Source organism: Paenibacillus sp. LPE1-1-1.1 (assembly GCF_040676435.1).
Classification (GTDB): domain Bacteria; phylum Bacillota; class Bacilli; order Paenibacillales; family Paenibacillaceae; genus Pristimantibacillus.
Genome location: NZ_JBEGHY010000023.1, coordinates 628,357 through 647,940 on the forward strand (window position 1 = coordinate 628,357; position 19,584 = coordinate 647,940).

The 19,584-nt window shown below is 51.1% G+C and carries 16 protein-coding genes; 2 read left to right on the plus strand and 14 right to left on the minus strand.

The features are described from left to right. From MRBLPE1_RS19550 to MRBLPE1_RS19610, 13 genes are all read right to left on the minus strand, one after another. Positions 1-2,499, minus strand: a complete 2,499-nt coding sequence (locus MRBLPE1_RS19550; protein ID WP_364148615.1) for a transglycosylase domain-containing protein — start codon at positions 2,497-2,499, stop codon at positions 1-3. A 150-nt stretch (positions 2,500-2,649) separates the two neighbouring features. Next, a complete protein-coding gene (hfq, locus tag MRBLPE1_RS19555) occupies positions 2,650-2,895 on the minus strand; it encodes an RNA chaperone Hfq (protein WP_169081614.1) in 246 nt (81 codons plus the stop codon). A gap of 17 nt (positions 2,896-2,912) precedes the next feature. Further along, positions 2,913-3,926 carry a tRNA (adenosine(37)-N6)-dimethylallyltransferase MiaA gene (gene miaA / locus MRBLPE1_RS19560; protein WP_414698900.1) on the minus strand — a complete coding sequence of 338 codons (1,014 nt, stop codon included), beginning with the start codon at positions 3,924-3,926 and terminating at the stop codon, positions 2,913-2,915. Further along, entirely contained in the window at positions 3,923-4,699 is a 777-nt protein-coding gene (locus MRBLPE1_RS19565; RefSeq protein ID WP_364148616.1) for a class I SAM-dependent methyltransferase, read from the minus strand. The genes miaA and MRBLPE1_RS19565 overlap by 4 nt, the downstream gene beginning before the upstream one ends. Further along, complete coding sequence (gene mutL / locus MRBLPE1_RS19570; protein WP_364148617.1) at positions 4,696-6,729, minus strand: DNA mismatch repair endonuclease MutL; 2,034 nt, start codon at positions 6,727-6,729, stop codon at positions 4,696-4,698. Before mutL ends, MRBLPE1_RS19565 begins: the two co-directional genes overlap by 4 nt. 27 nt (positions 6,730-6,756) lie before the next feature. Beyond that, complete coding sequence (gene mutS, locus MRBLPE1_RS19575) at positions 6,757-9,420, minus strand: DNA mismatch repair protein MutS (protein WP_364148618.1); 2,664 nt, start codon at positions 9,418-9,420, stop codon at positions 6,757-6,759. A gap of 271 nt (positions 9,421-9,691) precedes the next feature. Further along, positions 9,692-11,107, minus strand: coding sequence for a putative amidoligase domain-containing protein (locus MRBLPE1_RS19580; protein ID WP_364148619.1), 1,416 nt, complete (start codon positions 11,105-11,107; stop codon positions 9,692-9,694). Positions 11,108-11,246: 139 nt separating this feature from the next. Then, positions 11,247-11,810: an outer spore coat protein CotE gene (locus MRBLPE1_RS19585; RefSeq protein WP_364148620.1), complete on the minus strand. Its 564-nt coding sequence runs from the start codon at positions 11,808-11,810 to the stop codon at positions 11,247-11,249. 700 nt (positions 11,811-12,510) lie between these two features. Continuing rightward, the gene (locus tag MRBLPE1_RS19590; protein ID WP_364148621.1) at positions 12,511-13,479 is read right to left on the minus strand and encodes an aromatic acid exporter family protein; all 969 of its coding nucleotides are present in this window, start codon (positions 13,477-13,479) and stop codon (positions 12,511-12,513) included. 38 nt (positions 13,480-13,517) lie between these two features. Next, positions 13,518-14,315 (minus strand): ABC transporter permease, encoded by a 798-nt coding sequence (locus tag MRBLPE1_RS19595; protein WP_364149754.1) that lies wholly within the window; start codon positions 14,313-14,315, stop codon positions 13,518-13,520. Between the two features lie 82 nt (positions 14,316-14,397). After that, entirely contained in the window at positions 14,398-15,195 is a 798-nt protein-coding gene (locus MRBLPE1_RS19600) for an ABC transporter ATP-binding protein (protein ID WP_364148623.1), read from the minus strand. A 28-nt stretch (positions 15,196-15,223) separates the two neighbouring features. Next, the gene (locus MRBLPE1_RS19605) at positions 15,224-16,234 is read right to left on the minus strand and encodes an ABC transporter substrate-binding protein (protein WP_364148624.1); all 1,011 of its coding nucleotides are present in this window, start codon (positions 16,232-16,234) and stop codon (positions 15,224-15,226) included. A 156-nt stretch (positions 16,235-16,390) separates the two neighbouring features. Next, on the minus strand, positions 16,391-17,905 hold the full coding sequence (locus tag MRBLPE1_RS19610) for a carboxypeptidase M32 (RefSeq protein ID WP_364148625.1): 1,515 nt from the start codon (positions 17,903-17,905) through the stop codon (positions 16,391-16,393). A 151-nt stretch (positions 17,906-18,056) separates the two neighbouring features. Between MRBLPE1_RS19610 and MRBLPE1_RS19615 the strand changes: the two genes are divergently transcribed. Both MRBLPE1_RS19615 and MRBLPE1_RS19620 read left to right on the plus strand, forming a co-directional pair. Next, on the plus strand, positions 18,057-18,389 hold the full coding sequence (locus MRBLPE1_RS19615) for an iron-sulfur cluster biosynthesis family protein (protein WP_364148627.1): 333 nt from the start codon (positions 18,057-18,059) through the stop codon (positions 18,387-18,389). Next, positions 18,386-18,946 carry a beta-class carbonic anhydrase gene (locus MRBLPE1_RS19620; protein WP_364148628.1) on the plus strand — a complete coding sequence of 187 codons (561 nt, stop codon included), beginning with the start codon at positions 18,386-18,388 and terminating at the stop codon, positions 18,944-18,946. The genes MRBLPE1_RS19615 and MRBLPE1_RS19620 overlap by 4 nt, the downstream gene beginning before the upstream one ends. A gap of 32 nt (positions 18,947-18,978) precedes the next feature. Here the strand turns inward: MRBLPE1_RS19620 and MRBLPE1_RS19625 are convergent, their stop codons facing one another. After that, positions 18,979-19,518, minus strand: coding sequence for a DUF309 domain-containing protein (locus MRBLPE1_RS19625; RefSeq protein ID WP_364148630.1), 540 nt, complete (start codon positions 19,516-19,518; stop codon positions 18,979-18,981). Between the last annotated feature and the right edge of the window lie 66 nt (positions 19,519-19,584).

Here is a 19,584-nt window from a genome sequence, read left to right on the forward strand (position 1 = left end):
CTAACCACCCGTTTCTTGCGTATTGCCGCCGGTTTCAGAGTTTCCTAGAGCGTTCGTGCTGTTGTTTGCGCCTAGACCGTCATCAGGTGTAGGTGTCGGCGTTGGAACAGGTTCGCCTGTTCCATTCCCGCTGCCTGGATCAACCGTCTCTTCCGGCACCGTATCTTCAGACGGGCTTGGAGAAGGAGATTGTTCTTCGCCGCCTCCTTCGAGAGGAGGCGTGATCTCGCCGCCATCCGGATCGACGGGATCCGGTTCCATCGGAACTTCCGGAATAATTTCGGTTTCCGGTATGGTAACCTTGATTTTCGCGGAAGGCGCGCTTTCCTGATCATTTTCAGCATCATAGGCAACGACATAATATTCATAGGTCATTCCCGGGAATGCGCTCATATCGTCTACCCCCGTAGAGGTCAATGAATCCACGAACCGGATATATTCACTCTCTGACGCTTCTTTACGGTAAACCTGATAAGTCACTTCGCCGTCCTGGAACGGATCCCATGACAATTGAACCCGCATTTCTTCCGGAATGAATACCGCATTAAAATTCGTTATTGCTGCCGGCGGCTTATCTTCTTTAATGCCTTGCGGTTTGTTAAAGCTTGATTCCGGTACGTTTTTCATGGCTGGCTTCATTACCTTCGCGAACATTGCCGCAGCTTGGCTGCTGCCCGTCTTCAAGTAGTGATCCAAGTCAGTCCTATCGTATCCCATCCATACGGATGCTGTCCACTCCGGCGTATAGCCAACAAACCATGCATCCTTTACGCCGTCGCCCGTGAATCCTTTAATCCCGTGCTGCGTCGTACCCGTTTTACCTGCCAGCTGGCGACCGATCGCTGCTTTCGTTCCCGTACCGCCCCTTTGAACGACGGTTTGCATCATTTCCGTCAAATAATAGGCTGTCTCGGCGGACATCAACTGCTTAGCAGCCGGCGCTTTGTAGGTATAAGAATTATTCGATTTCCCATCAATTTTGCGAATCGAGTGCGTATCAACAGACTTCCCGGCATTAGCGAATACGCTGAATGCCGTCGCCATCTGAATAGGCGTTGCTCCGTTGGTTAAGCCGCCGAGAGCTGCTGATAAGTTGCGATCCCGATCATCCAATTCAATTCCAAGCTTAGAAGAGAAAGCAAAACCTTTATTGAGGCCGACCTGATTCAGCATCCAGACGGCCGCCAAGTTGCGTGAATCCTTTATGGCCTGCGTCATGCTGACCGGGGTCGCACCCCATCTGTCAGTCGGACAATAGTCTCCATAACATTTCTTGTCGTTGGCAAGAGTGGTCCATGGATAAAATTTGCCTGATTCAAGAGCTGGCCCATAAGCAATGATCGGTTTGAAGGCTGAACCCGGCTGACGTTTTACCTCAGCGCGATTCAAACCTTTCTTCACGTAATCACGCCCGCCGGAAATGGCTTGTATCGTGCCGTCGCGGTGATCGATAATAATCATCGCGCCTTCAACCTGCTGTTCATCCTTGCTCTTCTCGAAATTGTCATCGTCGTTGAACTGCGCATCCATCGCGTCTTGTGCTTGCGTGTTTAGCGTAGTATAAATTTTAAAGCCGCCGATGCGAAGCTCCTCTTCCGAAAGGTTCATAACCTCCGTTGCTTCTTCCACCACATAATCCACGAACGCAGGATATTTATCCGAGTTGCTTTCGTTATGGTTTTCCGGAATTTCGTATACGACCGCTTTCGCTTTCTCCATCTCGGCTGCCGTAATAAACCCTTGATCGAACATGAGCTTCAGGACAACCGCTCTCCGGTTCATCGAATCCTCCGGATGGGCGATCGGATTGTAGCGGTTAGGCGCTTTCGGCATAGCCGCAATCGTTGCTATCTGCCAGAGCTCCAATTTATCAAGGTCGGTATCAAAATAAAATTTTGCGGCTTCCTTGACGCCGTGTACCCTTTTTCCGAAAAAGATACGGTTCAGATACATCGTCAGTATCTCGTCCTTCGAATACTGCTGCTCCAGCGCGACTGCGATCGATGCCTCCGTCGCTTTACGGAAAAACGTTTTGTCTGCCGTTAAAAATACGTTTTTTGCTAATTGCTGCGTAATCGTGCTTGCGCCTTCCACAGCGCTTCGTGCGATAACGTCCTTGACAACCGCACGTCCGATAGCGAATAAATCAATTCCGGAATGCTCGTAAAAGCGCTGATCCTCCGTTGCCACAATCGCATTAAGCAGCTGCTTCGGAATTTCCGAGAATTCCGCCATTTCGCGGTTTTCATTAGGATCTGACAATCTTGCAATCTCTTTGTCATTTGCATCGTAGATGATGGATGCTTCCCCAAAAACCAGCTTGTTTGCGTTCTCGGTCAACACTCGCTCACCGTTCAAAATAATGAGCAAATAGCCGATGACGCCGCATACGATTGCAATTACAGCTGTAAAGAATAAGCCATAAAACCATTTACGCCCCGAAATTCTTTTTTTCCTCTTTGGTTTCGGTGCAGTCTTTGTGCGCGGTCGTTCAGCCATAGCCGACTCCCCTCCTGTTGATCCATAATTCTTCTTTCTATCTTTGCCACGAAATGAAAAGAGCAACCCAGCTTGGAGCGGGTTGCTCTTGCATGCCGCTATCTAGTTAAACGATACTCATTATTAGAAAGTTTCACTAATTGCTGAAGCCTATGAATCGGAACCGTTATGATCCTGCTGCATAAGAGAAACATTCCGTTGCGGGGTAAACGTCGAAATAGCGTGTTTATAAACCATTTGTTGGCGACCTTCGCTGTCAATAATAATCGTGAAATTATCGAACGCTTTAATAACGCCCCGAATTTGAAAGCCATTCATTAAAAAAACCGTAACCGGTATGTTGTCTTTGCGAAGCTGATTCAGGAACGTATCTTGAATATTGATCGATTTGTTCATTGGACGTTACCCCCGTCTTAAAAAGATTGATTAGAAGTATATTCAAGATTAACTTGAAACTTTCCTGCTATTATAGCATGAACGGTTTGCAAATTGTTGTGAAAATTTTCCCCCATGTCGATCCAATGAATGCCATTCATATGGCGAAACCATGAGAGCTGACGCTTGGCAAACCTTCGCGTATCTCTTTTGAGTCGCTCTACCGCTGCTTCCAGCGTGCAATTTCCGCGCAAATAATCTGCGATTTCCTTGTAGCCAAGACCCTGCATCGCGACTGCGGCAGGCGGCAAATCCCTATCCAGTAGCTGCCTCACCTCATCTACTAATCCTTGCTGCATCATCTCATCTACCCGCTGCTCTATTCTACGATACAACTCCGCACGGTCCATAGTCAAACCGATAATGCAAAGCTCATAGGGAGACACCTTCGTTTGGCCTGCCTGCTGCTCGGAAAACGTTTGTCCCGTCATATGGTATACCTCAAGCGCGCGTATGACGCGTCTCAGATCGTTAGGGTGCAGTCTCTCTCCCGCGGGAGGATCGATAGCGGCCAAACGCGCATGGAGCGCCTCAGCGCCGTGTTCGGCGGCATAACGCTCTTGTTCTTGCCTAAAAGCTTCATCCGAGCCGATCTCCGCGAACTGAAATTGATAGCAGACGGATTCCACGTACAAGCCTGTCCCGCCTACTATGAAAGGCAGCTTGCCCCGCTCGGCAATTTGCGCTATCGCTTGTGTCGCGCCCGCTTGGAAATCAGCTGCGGAAAAAGGGACTTCCGGCTCACAAATATCGATGAGATGATGCGGAATGCCTTCACGCTCATCCAACGGTATTTTGGCAGTACCAATATCCATCCCCCGATAGACCTGCATCGAATCACCGGAAATAATTTCCGCATTCCAGGCTTTGGCAATATCCAGGCTCATCCGCGTTTTACCTACCGCTGTAGGGCCTATCAGAACCAATAGAGGCTGCTTGCGCTGCGGCAGATCTGTATTTTCTTGCTTTATTATATTGAGATCCTCACTCAAAGCTGTATCACTCCATATGCAATTTTCGATGTGTTCACATGCCGGCGCTCGAAGCCAAGCCGCGCGAATTCCCCGCTCGCCTGATGCTCCTTAAGCACTACCGTCTTCGTGGCCACCCGCTTTGCCTGCTCGATGACTTCATCGGTTAAAGCGTCCATATTCGCGATCGCGCGAAGAGGCTCCATCGAACTCGATTCATTGATCGGCTGCCTGAACATCGGATCGAAATAGACGATATCCGCGCTATTATCGGGTAAACTCCTTAAATAATCCAAATGATTCATGCATTTCATATTGATTCGTCTCATCGCCTCATTTACATCCGCGAGACTGGTCTGATAGGCTGCCAATCCTTCGCGGACGAGGGCGCATAAAACGGGCTCGCTTTCGATCGCGGTAACACTTCCCGCAGGTCCAGCGGCATAAGAGAATACAAGCGAATCCGAGGCAAGTCCAGCCGTACAATCAATGATGCGGTCACCTTCCTCGCAGCCTGACAACTGGACCAGCGGATCCGTTTCCCCCCGTCGAAGCCGTTTCACCCGTACAAATGCCATGCTCGGATGAAAATAGAGCGGCGTCTCCGCCTGTCCGTCGTAATACCGGACTTCTTCTTCGGTCACGACGATTAATTTCTTGTCTTGGCTCAGCGTTAAGAGCTTCGCAACCGTCAAATTCCCGCGTGCTTTGAGAGGGCTTGCCAGTTCCGCCGACAATCTGCCGGCTTGCTCTAGCGCGCGGGCTGAGGGCTTGGCTGTCGTTGTAATAATCACGACATCACCCGCTTGAACATTTTCTCCAGCTGGTAGGTCGATAGATGCACGATAATCGGACGTCCATGCGGGCAGGTGTAGGGCTGCTTGCAATTCGCAAGTCTCGCCAGCAGGGTCTCGCCCTCCTCGCGATTCATCCGATCATTCGCTTTGATCGAAGCTTTGCATGAGCACATGATAGCGGCCTTTTCGCGAAGCTTGCCAATATCTATGGATTTCCGCTCAGCGATTAATAGCTCCGCCATCTCCTCGAGCAAGGATTGCTCCTCCCCCTGCGGCATCCATTCCGGATAGGAACGAACGAGAAAAGTTTGCGCGCCGAAGGGCTCGAGCTCAACGCCCGCCTGGGCGAATAAAGGAATCAGCTCCCGCAGCTGCGAAGCCTCTCCGGTCGTAAACTCAAGCGTTAACGGTACAAGCAGCTGCTGGCTTGCGGCCTGCGGATTTCCAAACTTCTGATAATAGTATTCGTAATTTATCCGCTCGTGGGCGGCATGCTGGTCAATAAGATACAAGCCGTCTTCGGATTGCGCCACGATGTAAGTGCCGTGATGCTGCCCGATCCAGTAAAGCTCCGGGAAAGCAGGCTCGCCGTTTGGCGCGTCTTCGTCCGATGGCAGCTGGGCCACAGGCGCTTCGTATTGGGAGGCTTCGGACGGACTATCCGCTTTCGCTCCAGCCTCTGCAGGTGGCGCTTCTCCTGCTAAAGGCTCATTTTTTTGATCCGGTTCAAGCAATATCAATTCCGAAGCCGCAGGAGCAGCCTGCTCCCAAGCGCCGGAAGCCTCACGGACAGCCATTTTCTCCGCATCCACCGGTGCCGGCGGCGCATAAAGCTTTTCCGCAGCGTTCCGGGGTACGTATTCCCGTTCAATGACCGGCGGCTTATACGAAGACGATGTGCCTTTATTCGTCTGGCTTGGCTGAAAGGGTTTAAAAGCTTCCGCGATCGGTTCCGGCCGGTGAAAAGAGATGGCATCCTGGACGAACAGCGGCTTGGAACGCTCCGGCTTGATGCTTGATTCCGGACCCGGAATATGACGTTGCTTACCGAGCACGGCTTTTACGGCATCTTCAATCATCGTACGAAGCTCAGGCTCTTTACTGAATCTGACCTCCATCTTGGATGGATGGACGTTAACGTCCAATAAGCTTGGATGCATCCCCAGCTCCAAAATGACAAGCGGATAACGGTTGATTGGCAGAAGCGTATGGTAAGCCTGCAGCAAGGATTGATTAATCGTATGGCTGCGGATATATCGTCCGTTTACGATAGCGGTAATCCCGTTCCGGTTCGCCCGGGTAAGCTCCGGCTTCGAGATATAGCCGCGCAGTTCGTAATCGGAGGTTTCCGCTTCAATGGGCAGCATGACCTTCGCCGTATTGGAACCATAGACCGCTGCAATCACCTGCAGCCGGTCCCCTGATCCGAGGGTACGCAGGAGAACATTGCCGTTATGCTTAAACGTAAAAGCGATCCCGGGATGCGCAAGCGCGATCCGGTTAATATAATCAGAAATATGTCCAAGCTCCGTTTGGATGGCCTTCATATATTTCAGGCGGGCCGGCGTATTGTAAAATAAATCTCTGACTGTCATTTCCGTTCCCTGCGGCGCGTTTGCGGGTTCGTCGACGGCTACCTTGCCGCCTTCGATTACGATGCGCCTTGCCAGTCCCGATGAGGTATCGGATGACGTGCACTGCAGGCGCGATACCGCCGCGATACTCGGCAGCGCCTCTCCCCGAAAGCCCAAGCTCGCAATGCGAAAGAGATCGCTGCTCGTCGAGATTTTGCTCGTAGCATGCCGTTGAAATGCCGTAACGATATCAGAGGCCTCGATGCCGTAACCGTTATCGATTACCTTAATGAGGGTCAAGCCGCCCTCTTCAATCGAAATGTCGATGGTCGTGCTGCCGGCATCGACCGCATTTTCGACTAGCTCTTTAACGACCGATGCCGGCCGTTCGACCACCTCGCCAGCCGCAATCTGGTTGGCAAGCTGCTCGTCCAGCACTTTGATTTTTCCCATGACGTTACGTTTCCCCCTTTCGCTATGCTAATTGTTCAACTTGCTTTTCATGTCATTCAGCCATTGCATCGCCTGCATCGGCGTGAGGTTAAACAAATCCAGCTTGCGTAATTGCTCGGCCAGCTGCTCCGCTTTCGGGCTCGCTTTCTTGCGAGACGGCTCCGCTTCGCTTGCTGCAGCCGGCTCATCGAAGATGGACAGCTGTATGATCCCTTGCGATTCCGCAACCTTCTGGGGTTGCGCCTTTTCCTCTGTCAAAACGGATGAAGAATACGTCATGGCCTTCGCTATCGTTTTTGGTGCGTCTGCGGCCAGGGTCTCATCAAGCAGCTCATAAGCTCTTCCGATGATCGACTGCGGCAAGCCGGCTAATTGAGCGCAATAGATGCCGTAGCTTGTGCTTGCGGCGCCAGGAATTAGCTTTCTTAGAAATGTTACATTATCGCCGCTTTCTTCTACCGCCATACGCGCATTCGCAAGCGACGGCAGGGATTCCTCGAGATGCGCAAGCTCATGGAAGTGAGTCGATACGAGCGCCTTGCAGCCAATGTGGTGGTGAACATACTCAATAACCGCCTGGGCAATTGCCATCCCTTCACCGGTTGAGGTTCCCCGGCCCAGCTCATCAATGATTACCAGGCTGTTTGCGGTTGCCTGATCCGTCATAATCTGAATATCCTTCATCTCGACCATAAAAGTGCTCTGTCCGCCAATAAGATCGTCCGCTGCGCCGATGCGCGTAAAAATGCGGTCGATAAGCGGTATGACCGCCGACTTTGCCGGGACGAAGCAGCCCATTTGAGCCATGATGCAAATGAGTGCCACCTGGCGCATGTAGGTGCTTTTGCCGGCCATATTGGGACCGGTTATGAGAAGCATCCACTGCTCGTCCTTGCGAAGCGACGTTCCGTTCGAAATAAACGGCACGCCATCCATCATCGCCTCTACGACGGGATGTTTCCCTTCCTCAATGCGCAAATCAAAGGATTCGGTCACTTGAGGACGGGAAAAACGATGTTCGGCACTGACCGTGGCTAACGATTGGTATACGTCAAGCTCCGCTATAATGGCGGCCGCCTTTTGAAGCCGGTGCAGATGGAGCGATAAATGGTCTCTCAGCTCGATAAAGCGTTCGTACTCCAAGTCAACCATTTTATCCTCGGCCTCAAGAATCAATCTTTCCTTTTCCTTGAGCTCCGGAGTCACGAAACGCTCGGCATTGGCCAGGGTTTGCTTACGCTCGTATCTTCCTTCCGGAAGCGACGACAAATTCCCTTTGGACACCTCTAAGTAATAGCCAAAAATACGGTTATAGCCGATTTTGAGGTTTTTGATGCCCGTCGCCTCGCGCTCTTGGCGTTCCAGCTCTGCAAGCCATTTCTTTCCGTTCGTGCTTGCTTCGCGCAATTGGTCCAAGTAGGCATCGTAGCCCGCACGAATAAGTCCGCCCTCCTTGATGTTTACAGGCGGCTCATCAACAAGCACGGTCTCGATAAGATCGGCGAGATCCGCGCAGTCATCCGTACCCTCAACGAGCGCCTTGAGCACATCCGAGCCGGATTGCTCGCATAAAGCGGTCAGCTGGGGAATACGGCGCAGCGAGCTTCGCAGCGCATTCAGATCTCTGCCGTTCGCGCTGCCGAATGCCACTCTGCCGACCAGCCGTTCAAGATCGTAAATAGGCTGCAGCTCCGAACGGATATCGTCTCTTAAAATAAGGTTAAGATACAAGGTCTCAACCGCATCCAAGCGCGCTTCAACGGCCGCGCTGCTGAGCAGCGGCTTATCGATCCAGCGGCGCAGGAGCCGCGCGCCCATTGAGGTCTGCGTACGGTCAAGCAGCCATAAAAGCGACCCCTTCTTGCTGCGGTCGCGAACCGTTTCGGTCAGCTCGAGGTTTCTCCTTGTATAATGATCCAAAATCATATATTGATTGGGCTCATAGCCCGTGATTGTACGCACATGCCCGAGCGAACGTTTTTGGGTTTCGTCCAAATATCCCGTCAGCACGCTCACGGCCTGCAGGCGGGCTCCCGAAATTTTAGCCAGTTCAGCCTCGCCGAACTGTTCAAGCAGCTTGTCCGCCGCCATCGGCTCGCGCGCTGTCAGAAGCAGCTGTTTGTTCCACGCCGCGGAAGCCTGAATAAGATCCAGCAGCCCCCGGTCGCCCACAAGCTCAGAAGGCTGGTAAACGTTGATTTCATCGATAAGCGCTTCTACATGCTCAGGAAAGGAAGTGACATAGAGCTCGCCTGTCGATAAATCGCAGGCAGACAATCCGAACATGCTGCCAGCTTGTACGATTGCAGCAATGAAGTTATTGGAATTGCCGTCCAGCGCCTTCGACTCCATGACGGTTCCGGGCGTTATAATCCGTACGATTTCACGGCGAACAACGCCTTTGGCCGCCGCAGGATCCTCTACTTGCTCGCAGATGGCAACTTTATAGCCCTTATCGACTAGCCGGCTTATATAATTCTCAGCGGAATGGTAAGGCACGCCGCACATCGGAATTTTTTGCTCGCCGCCGCCCTCCCGTCCCGTCAGCGTAATTTCCAGCTCGCGGGATGCCGCAATCGCATCCTCAAAAAACATTTCGTAAAAATCGCCAAGGCGAAAAAATAAAAAAGCGTCCTTTGCTTCTTCTTTGATTGCAAGATACTGCAATATCATTGGCGTATATCCAGCCATTCCGAACCTCCTCAAAAACGTCAACAGCGTGATGGTATATAGGGAATTCACTAATTAATGTCGTTAAACACATGAGCTTCGGTGAAGCAGCATTGTCGCTCAAGCAGTAAACATCAGATATTCATTATAACAAGCGGAACAGATGTGCGCTATAAGCGAAGTGAAGAAGGCCAGCGACAGCCGGCTTTTCCGAGCCTAAAAAAAACAAGATTGCCTTCGCATATGCGCGGACAACCTTGCTCATCGTTGGAAAAAAGATATTCAAATGAATCTAAATAGGCATCCGCCATTTGATGCGTATATCGGCGCGTTCATCCCAGGTCGTCCCACGCCTAGCCGCCTCGAGAAGCGGCACGATGTAAGATGCCAGATCGCTAAAGCTTGCAGTCGCCGACATCGACTCGGCCAGCCCATCCAGGCAGCCGGCCAGCTCGGAGCGGTCGCCGGTGTAATAGGCTTCTACATACCGCTCCTCCAGAGCCGGCAGGAAAGAGAGATTTTGTTCTTCGCGCGCGCACAGCAGCACCAGCGCGAATGCCGCTTTGGCCGCTGCCGGCGAGACCAGCCAGCTCGGCAGCGTCCGGTATTCGAACCCGCCGTGCGGCTGCTGGCGGAAGTCACCGAGCGTGCCGTAACGGGGACGCCGTGCCCGCCCAGCGGGGTCCTCTACAAGCGCGAGCGGGAATGCCGCGTAGCTGTCTAGCAAGCGGAGCAAGCGGCCCGTAAGCGGCGCTCCGCTGAGGTGGATGTGCCCGCCGAGCGCCAGCCCCGGCACGGGCATTGCTCCTGCGGCCCAGCGCAAGGCGGGGTCGCTGATGCGGTCGGCGGCGCGCTGCAGCAGCCGCCGCAGGTTCGCGGCGAGCGCGGCCGGGTCCGCGGCCGGCTCTGGCCGCAGCTCGGCGACGGGATAAAGCAGCCGCCGCCCGACGAGCACGGCGTCGGCTCCGGCTGCCCCGCCGACGCCCGCCCCAAAAAAACGCGACGCCGAAGCGATCTTCCCTTCCTTCGTCACAAGCACAAACTCGGGATCGGCGCCGATTAGCAGCTGCCGATCCGCAATTCCCGCTCCCGCCGCGGCATGCCGCGCGGCGAATCGGCGCAGCGCTGCCGCCTCCAGCCTCGTATCCCTCAGCTTCGGCCAAGCATCGAGGACGGCGGTGCGCCCGTCCCCGCCAAGCGCCACCTCGGCCTCGCCGATATCGAGGCCGAGCGCATACAGCGCTGCCGTCGCGGTCCGCGCCACTCTCCGCAGCGCCGGATCCTCCGGCCACCCCCCCGTTCCCTCGGGGAGCAGCGGCTTCCCTTGCAAGATTTTACCGGCGGCATTGATGCGAAGCATCTCCACCGGCTCTAAATCCACGGCGCTCACGCGATAAATCCGCTCGCTCTCCAAGGGAGCGCCGCCGCATAAGCCGGCACGCTTCCATATGCTCAGCTTCTCGTCGAGGGACTTCTGCGCAGCCATTCGGCCATTCGCATTCAGTACCCATACGCCGTTAAAGCGGCTGCAATCGATCGTTCGCGCATCTGACCATGCCAGAACGGCGTCTCCTGCCTTTACTTCCGTCCAAGGCTTGGCGTAAAGCGGCTGACCGCTGCGTTCGCCTGCGATAAGCGGTCTTTCTTTGTTAGATGTCATTTTTTCAAGCCGATCGTAGCTGCCCCGCCATATCCACGTCGAAGCCATTCCGTTTCCCGCCTTTTTTGCGATCCGATATCGTGAGATTTCATACCTTTAAATATTTCCAAAAAAAAGAGGGCTTTCGCCCTCGAATTTGCTGCTCGCGCAGCATATGATACCTTGACAGCAAAGCTTCCCGGCTTGCTTACAGCTCGTCGTCCAGCAAATCCGGATCCAGATCCTCATAATCGCTATTGCCGAGGCTGAACTCCAAATCCTTGCCGTCCAGGTCGCCGCAACCGCCTGGAAGAACCGCTACGCAAACCTTAGTCTCGGCAACAAGCTCCACCGAAAACTCACGCTCTACGCGAACCACGACACCGGAACCGTTCGAAGAAATATTCGCTTCGATACAGTTCGGCTCTTGAATCACATCGGCTGACACCTCCACGGTAGACGGGCGATGCTTAGGGTCTACATAGGAAAGATTGACATGCTCGACGTAATGCACCGATTCCTTAGCTACGTCTGTTTGCGAGTTTTTGCTGTACGAATACCAAATGTTGATATCGTAAGTACCAATTACCTCAATGCCGTCGCCCGAACGAACCGCTTCATATTGATGGTTAATTATCCATGCTCCGAGAATACTGGTCGGATTATGAGGCGGCGTTACGGTATGGGTTACAGTGGAAAACTTACGACCTTTGCCGCAGACAGCCTTCGTAATTATTTCTCTGTACTGGAGCTGCTTATCTGCAATAGTCATTGATTTAACCTCCTCCATACAATCATTCATTTAAAGTGTATGCAGGACATTCGTCTAGGGTGACTGTTTATTTTCTCGAAATATAAGATTATATAAGTTTTTATACTTATAGGCATCCATATAGATCTGTGCGGAACGTTTGCTAGGCCGCCCGAGGCCGGAATTAGCCGTCACGCTTGAAATATAAGAATACATAAGTCTCGCACTTATATCGATGCTTATATTTCTCAGCTAAACGTATACTGCGCCAAACCAGTCAACGCAGCCGTTTACGCTTGAAAATCAAGATATTATAGGTTTCCTCCTATAACTACGCTTGTTTTTCTACGCGAAACGAAAGCCGTGTCTCCATTGTAGCCACAGCCGTTTACGCTTGAAAATCAAGATATTATAGGTTTCTTCCTATAACTACGCTTGTTTTTCTACGCGAAACGAAAGCCGTGTCTCCATTGTAGCCACAGCCGTTTACGCTTGAAAATCAAGATATTATAGGTTTCCTCCTATAACTACGCTTGTTTTTCTACGCGAAACGAAAGCTGTGTCTCCCATTGTCGCCACAGCCGTTTACGCTTGAAAATCAAGATATTATAGGTTTCCTCCTATAACTACGCTTGTTTTTCTACGCGAAACGAAAGCCGTGTCTCCATTGTAGCCACAGCCGTTTACGCTTGCCTTCGCAACGAATTTTTCCCTTTACATTCTATGGCTGAAGTTCGGACAACATGACTTTTCTTTTTTTAAGCCGCTTGGCTATGCTCAAATACCGCTCCAGCTCACGGATAAGCATGAGCAGCGATGCGCGCACCTCAAACTCTTCCCTCGTTTTCGGAAGCTCCATCGCTTTAAACAATTGCGACAGCTCATTCAGCCGTCCTTCAACGGCCCCTTCATATACATCTGATTTCACATCGCTTGATAGCTGCTCAAGAAGATTGGCAATCATCGCGGCTTGCGGAAACTTCTGATAAACGAACGCGAGCTCGACGAGCATCTGCTGTACCGATTCGAGCTGCTGCCGCCTCATTTCGAAATAGCTGGACCAATAATGTTCCTGGCCCCACAGCCTATTCTCGCGATTGCGAACGGAGCGCTGCGCCCCCTCTTCAATCGCGTTATAAGCCTCCAATATTTCGCCGCCGTTCCACACATGCGTTGGATTCCGAAGCGTGAAAGCCATTTCTTGAAAAATGACGCCAAAGCTTTGTTCAATCGATGAGCGGTAAGAGCTAAGCTGATGCTCATCCTTCGGCATGTAAATGATATTCACGATCGTTGCCCAGCCTAAGCCGGCAAACAGCAGCATAATTTCATTGCCGATAATATCCGTCGTCACCTCAGCCCGGTTAAACAAATGAAAGACGATAACCGAGCTCGTGACGATGCCGTCTTTTAATTGAAATCGCGACAATACGGGAAAAGTGATGAGAATAAATACCGCAACTGCCCAAATGCGAAAGCCGAACAAGGTAAAGATAAGCGATGCAAAAAAAAGTCCAAGCACCGAGGCGACAAACCTCACGAAGGCGCTTTTAAGTCCTTTCATCCGCGTCACTTCAACGCCGAGAATGGCAAGAATCCCGGCGCCAAGCGGCGGCTCCAAACCTAGATATACAGCGGTATAAATAGCTGCAATGGCGGCTAGCGCCGTTTTAATGATACGAATGCCCATGAAATAACCTCGCGAACCGTAGGATTTATTCCTACATCCTACCGCTCCCGCCAGCCCGCCGTCAACCGTCGTTCAAGCGCGGCGACGAGCTGGTACATCACGGTCGCTACGACCGCAATTACAATTAAACTGGATAGCACTAACGTGAAATTAAAGACCTGAAAGCCATATATGATCAAGTAACCAAGGCCTAGCTTAGCAACAAGGAACTCGCCGACGATCACGCCAATCCATGCTAAACCGACGTTGACCTTCAAGGTGGAAATAATCACGGGAAACGAACCCGGCAGGATGACCAGCTTGAACAATTGCAGACGGGAAGCTCCAAGCAATCTGACAACCTTGATATAACCGGAATCGATTTCTCGGAACCGGTTGTATATATTTAAAGTCGTAATAATGACCGTGACCGATAAAGTAATCGCTACAATCGACATGAAGCCCGGTCCTAGCCCGACGATAAAGATCGGACCAAGCGCTACCTTCGGCATACTGTTTAAGACAACTAAATAGGGATCGAATACACGCGATAAAAAAGGAAACCACCATAACGCAGCCGCAATTGCCGTCCCAAGCAGCGTTCCAAGCAAGAAGCCGACTACGGTCTCGGTCACCGTCATGCCGATATGCGGCCAAATTGAACCGTCAGCCATCGTTTTCCACAGCTGGGCAAGCATCTTCGAAGGATAACTGAAAAGCAGCGGATCAATCCAATCATTGCGTCCTGCAGCTTCCCATAAGCCTACGAACAGCACCAGCAGCACCGCCTGGGTCGCAAGAACGGCAGCGGTAACCCGGCGTTTCTGGCTTTTATAGCGGGAATGCAGCTCGCTCATCCAGAAACGGCGTCCTTCCTGTACAGCTATATGTTTATCGCTTTTTGGCGCGGCTGCTGCCCGAGGGTCCGGCTTTTTCGGATCATCCACCCTGCTTTCCCCCTTCGTTGTCTTCCTTGTCCAGCTCAAGCCATAACCGCTCGAACAGCTCTTGGAAGCCCGGCAGCTTGCGGGCTGCCATTGGTGAAGCAAGCCGTACGTCCTCGGGTATAACGACCTCGCGGCGGATATGTCCGGGATTGCGTCCAAGCACGATGACACGGTCGCTCATTGCAGCCGCTTCCGCCAAGTCATGTGTTACGAGTACCGCCGTCTTGCCTAGACGCTTCAGCGTCTGATGGACTAAATCCTCTAGTTGAAGCTTGATATGCAAATCAAGCGCGGAAAATGGTTCATCGAGCAACAGCACCTCTGGCTCCGTCGCCAATGTCCTTGCAAGCGCAACTCTTTGGCGCATGCCTCCAGAGAGCTCATGCGGATATTTGTGGCTGGAGTCAGGCAGACCAAGCTCATATAACAGCTTTTCAACGGCCTGCAACGACTTCTCCGTTTTCCGCCCGCTAATTTCCAATCCGATTGCAGCATTTTCTTTTATTGATCGCCATGGAAACAAATAATCTTGCTGCAGCATATAACCTACTTTCGGGGAGGGGCCGGCTACCCGCTCTCCGTTTAGCAGAACTTGACCTTTCGTGGGCGGAAACAATCCTGCTAGCAAGCTAAGCACCGTTGTCTTGCCGCAGCCGCTCGGCCCGACCAAGCTAATGAACTCCCCGCGTTCAACCGTCAACTCGATACGTTCTACCGCAAGAGAGGCTCCCTTTTCATTCACGTAAACATGGGATAACTGCTGCAGCTCAAGCACTGGTTCACTTCTCATGCCTAAGCCTCCATTCCTAGCAAGCTTGTTATTTCACCTCTTCGATTGCTTTCTCCGCAAAGCTAGTATCGACAAGCTCGTTATGCTCCGTACGTTTTTCAAGCTCTCCAGCCGTTGTAATTACATCAAGCAGGTTATTCCACTCCGCTTCGTCGATGATCGGATCCGTCGCAAACGAGCCTTGCTTTTTGTAACGGTCGATGGAGCTGATCAATATATCACGGTCGACATTTTCGAAATATGGAAGAACCACTTCGGCGATTGCTTCGGCATCGTTGCTCTCAACCCAAAGCTGGGCTTTATGGACGGCATTCGTGAACGATTGCACCGTTTTTTTGTTTTTATCGATATAGCTTTGCTTTGCCATGAAGACGGTATACGGCAGATGGCCGCTCTCCGCGCCAAAAGACGCCACGACATGGCCTTTGCCTTCCTTCTCAAAGATCGAAGCCGTCGGTTCGAATAGCTGCACGTAATCGCCGGTGCCAGACGCAAACGCCGCCGGAATATTAGCAAAATCCACATTTTGGATGAGCTCCAAATCGGCCTTCGGATCAATGCCTAATTTTTTCAAAGCGAATTCGCCTGCCATCTGCGGCATGCCCCCTTTTCTTTGGCCAAGGAACACGCTGCCCTTTATTGAATTCCAGTCGAAGCTTTCATCCGCTTCCCTCGACACAAGAAAAGTGCCGTCGGTTTGCGTTAGCTGAGCAAAGTTGATGATCGGATCGTCCGTGCCTTGCTGATAAACATAAATAGACGTTTCTGAGCCTACCAGTGCGACATCGATGGCATTAGACAGCAGAGCGGTCATGGTTTTGTCGCCGCCCGGCGTTGTTGTCAACTCAACATCGAGGCCCTCCTCCTCAAAGAAGCCCTTTGCTACCGCTACATACTCCGGGGCATAAAATAACGATCGCGTTACTTCCCCGATCCGGACTTTGACCTTCTCCGAATCATTTTTGCCGCAGCCTGCCAGAACAGCAGTCATGATGAGTGCTACCGATAGCAGCAGCGACAATAAAATACGTCTTTTCATTTTCGAGTCCCTCCTGCGCATTTGTGTTTATAAATGTACTCCAACGTATGCGCAAAAGTCATGGGCGGTGAATGCGAACATCAAAAAGAAGGCTGTCCGCTATCGTCCTTGGACGATGGGACAGCCTTCTTATCGTTTCATCTGATCTGATTCGAGCTAAAGCTTGTAGATGTCTGTATATTTATTCGTTAAATACGTGACTAAATGCTGCGGGTCCAGCGGTTTGCCCGTCACGCTCATAATAAGTTCAGAAGGCGTTCTAAGCTTGCCGTATTTGTATATCCGTTCAGTCAGCCATTGCTTAATCGGCAGCAAATTCCCTTTACCGACATTTGTCCAGAAGCCATCAAGCTCCCGCTCCATCGTGTCTGCGATTTGTGCCGCATACATATTCCCCAGGGAGTAGGAAGGGAAGTAACCGAACGCCCCGCCTGACCAATGTACGTCTTGGAGCACGCCCTCGGCATCATTGGACGGCGTTACGCCCAAATACTCCTTATATTTATCATTCCAAATGGCCGGCAGGTCTGCCGCTTTGGCTCCTCCGTTGAAGATGAGCTTCTCCATCTCGTAGCGTATGATGATGTGCAAATTATAAGTAAGCTCATCGGCTTCAATTCGGATAAGCGAGGGCTGCACGACATTGTTCCCGCGATAAAAATGATCAACGCTGACGTCAAGCTGACCAGGGAACCTTTTTTGAAGCTCGCCGAAATACCGGTCCCAGAATGGCCTGCTGCGGCCGATTACATTTTCCCAGAAACGGGATTGCGACTCATGAATGCCCATGGATGTTCCCGTGCACAGGGTCGTTCCGATCAGCTCTTCCATAATATTTTGTTCGTACAGGGCATGGCCGCCCTCATGAATCGTGCCAAATAAGGCACTGGTTACATCGTTTTCCAAATACCGCGTGGTAATGCGAACGTCGCCTGGGCTAAGTCCAGTAGCGAACGGATGCGCGCTTTCATCCAGTCTACCCGCTTCGAAGTTGTAGCCCATTTGCTCTAATATGTATAAGCTAAATGCTTTTTGTGCCGACTTATCATAGTTTTGCTTAAGAAAGGAAGTATCGGGCTGATGCGGAGAATTAGCGATTGCTGCAGCAAGCGGTACGAGCTGCGAGCGTAAGCCGCCAAAAACCTGATCCAGTTCTGCAACCGTCATTCCCGGCTCATATTGATCAAGCAGCGTATCGTAACGAGTCGCTTTAGGTCCCCATAGATCGATAAATTGGTTCGTGTAATCAATAACCTTTTCCAAATAGGGCTGAAAGCCTGCATAATCATTGCTTTCTTTAGCTTCCTCCCACTTCGACTCGGACTGCGAGGCAAGGACTACGTATTCTTGGTATAGCTTCGGCGGAATTTTGACGCTGCGGTCATAATCCTTCCGAGTCTCGGAAACTAAGCGCTGGTCGATTTCAGTCAGATTCGAAAACACGGTTTTCTCCTCCAGCGTAGAGATCAAATCCCCGAGCTCCGGCGAGGTGGAAAGCTTAAACTGGTCAGCGGACAAAGCCCCGATTACCTCGGAACGATTATCCATCCCTTTGCGCGGTGCGCCTGTCCGCAGATCCCAATAAAGGACGCCAAGCGCTTCCTCATAGCTCTTTATTTTACGAATCGTTTCTTTAAAGCCTTGAAGATCTTCGTTTTGTTTGGCTGTCATTGTTTTTCCACCTTTCTCTTTTCTTAGTTACATACGTATCTTTGGAATAGCGTTCATCGGAACTTCACTTGATCTTGCTTATTTCAATCCTTATAATCATCTTAAACCCGCTAGTCATACAGTGCAATAGAGAGAAAGAGAGGAAATCATCATGCAAATTACTTTTTCGAAAGCTGCAACCGATCGCATATCTCCCTATTTAAATGACGGAAACACTCAGCTCAAGCTGCTACATGATACGGAGGGCTGCGGTTGTGTCGTCAGCGGCGTTCCCGCCCTTCAGCTTATCAGCGAGCCCTCTGTCGACGACAAGCTTGCCCAAGGCGATCCATTTCCATTCTATTATGAGCCTCGGCATGAGATTTATTATGAACCGCGGCTTCGTGTCGATTACGATGCTGAACGCGGCACCTTTAATCTGAAAAGCGATAACCAAATTTATACGACGAACCTTCGCTTTCTAACCCAAGGAAGTGCCGCATGAACAAAATAGATGAAATTTTATCCTACAATCAGCAATTCGTTGAAAACCGCGAGTATGAGAAATATTCAACGAGTAAATATCCGAATAAACGTATGGTTATTGTCACTTGTATGGATACAAGATTGACCGAAATGCTTCCTAAAGCCATGAACCTCAAAAACGGCGACGCCAAAATAATCAAAAATGCCGGAGCTATCGTTACTCAGCCCTTCGGGAATATAATGAGGAGTATCCTGGTTGCTCTATATGAGCTGCAAGCCGACGAAGTATTTGTAATCGGCCATAATAATTGCGGCATGACGGGACTCAATCCCGAACTGATTATTCAGCATATGGAGGAACGGGGCGTTTCAACCGAGACGATTACAACGTTAAAGCATTCCGGCCTCAATCTGATGCGCTGGTTGACCGGCTTTGATAATGTCCGGGACAGCGTCATTAACAGCGTCAGCATTATTCGCAACCATCCCCTGCTGCCAGCCGAAATCCTCGTGCATGGATTAATTATTGATTCAGAAACGGGAGAGCTGGAACTTGTGGACGGAGCCTACAAATAAGGATGACCTATAAAAAGAGAGCGTAAAGGGTATTAAGACAACCCCTCACGCTCTCTTTTTTTTGCGGCAAACGCTGCTTTTCTCGCTAAAATAACTTCTGATCGGTCTCTCTTCGTATGCCTATGAACGACTGCTTCATTATCAAGCGGGCTTGGAGCGCCCCATATTAATCCTCTTTGCTTGCATGCTAGTTTGCAAATAGCAGCCAGCTCAACATTAATAATTTGAAGATTAATGTCCGTATACGGTCTTTCCTCGCCCGATTGCAAAGCGGAAATTCTCGGTTTCAATTGTTCTTGGAGGCTATCCTTATCGATGCCGAGCTGCAGGAGCGGTGCCCGCGATAACTTCCGTTCCGCTTGCGCGAGCATCTTCTCTGCCCCTCTCCGATTGCCTCTCCGTTCGTGATATAGGCCGACAGCGAGCTGTATTAGACCTACCCATGTCAGCGCGAGCGGATCTTCCGGATGCTCCTTCCAATATTCTTCAAGCAGCTCATGGCATTCGAAATAATCTCTCGAGGCATGGAATTCCACCAAATAATCGATATAAGCTTTAGGAAATAATAGCATGAATGCCTCCTCTTCTTGTGTTCGAATGGCCTTAAGCCATGTCCTTCATCCTAAAATATTAGCATA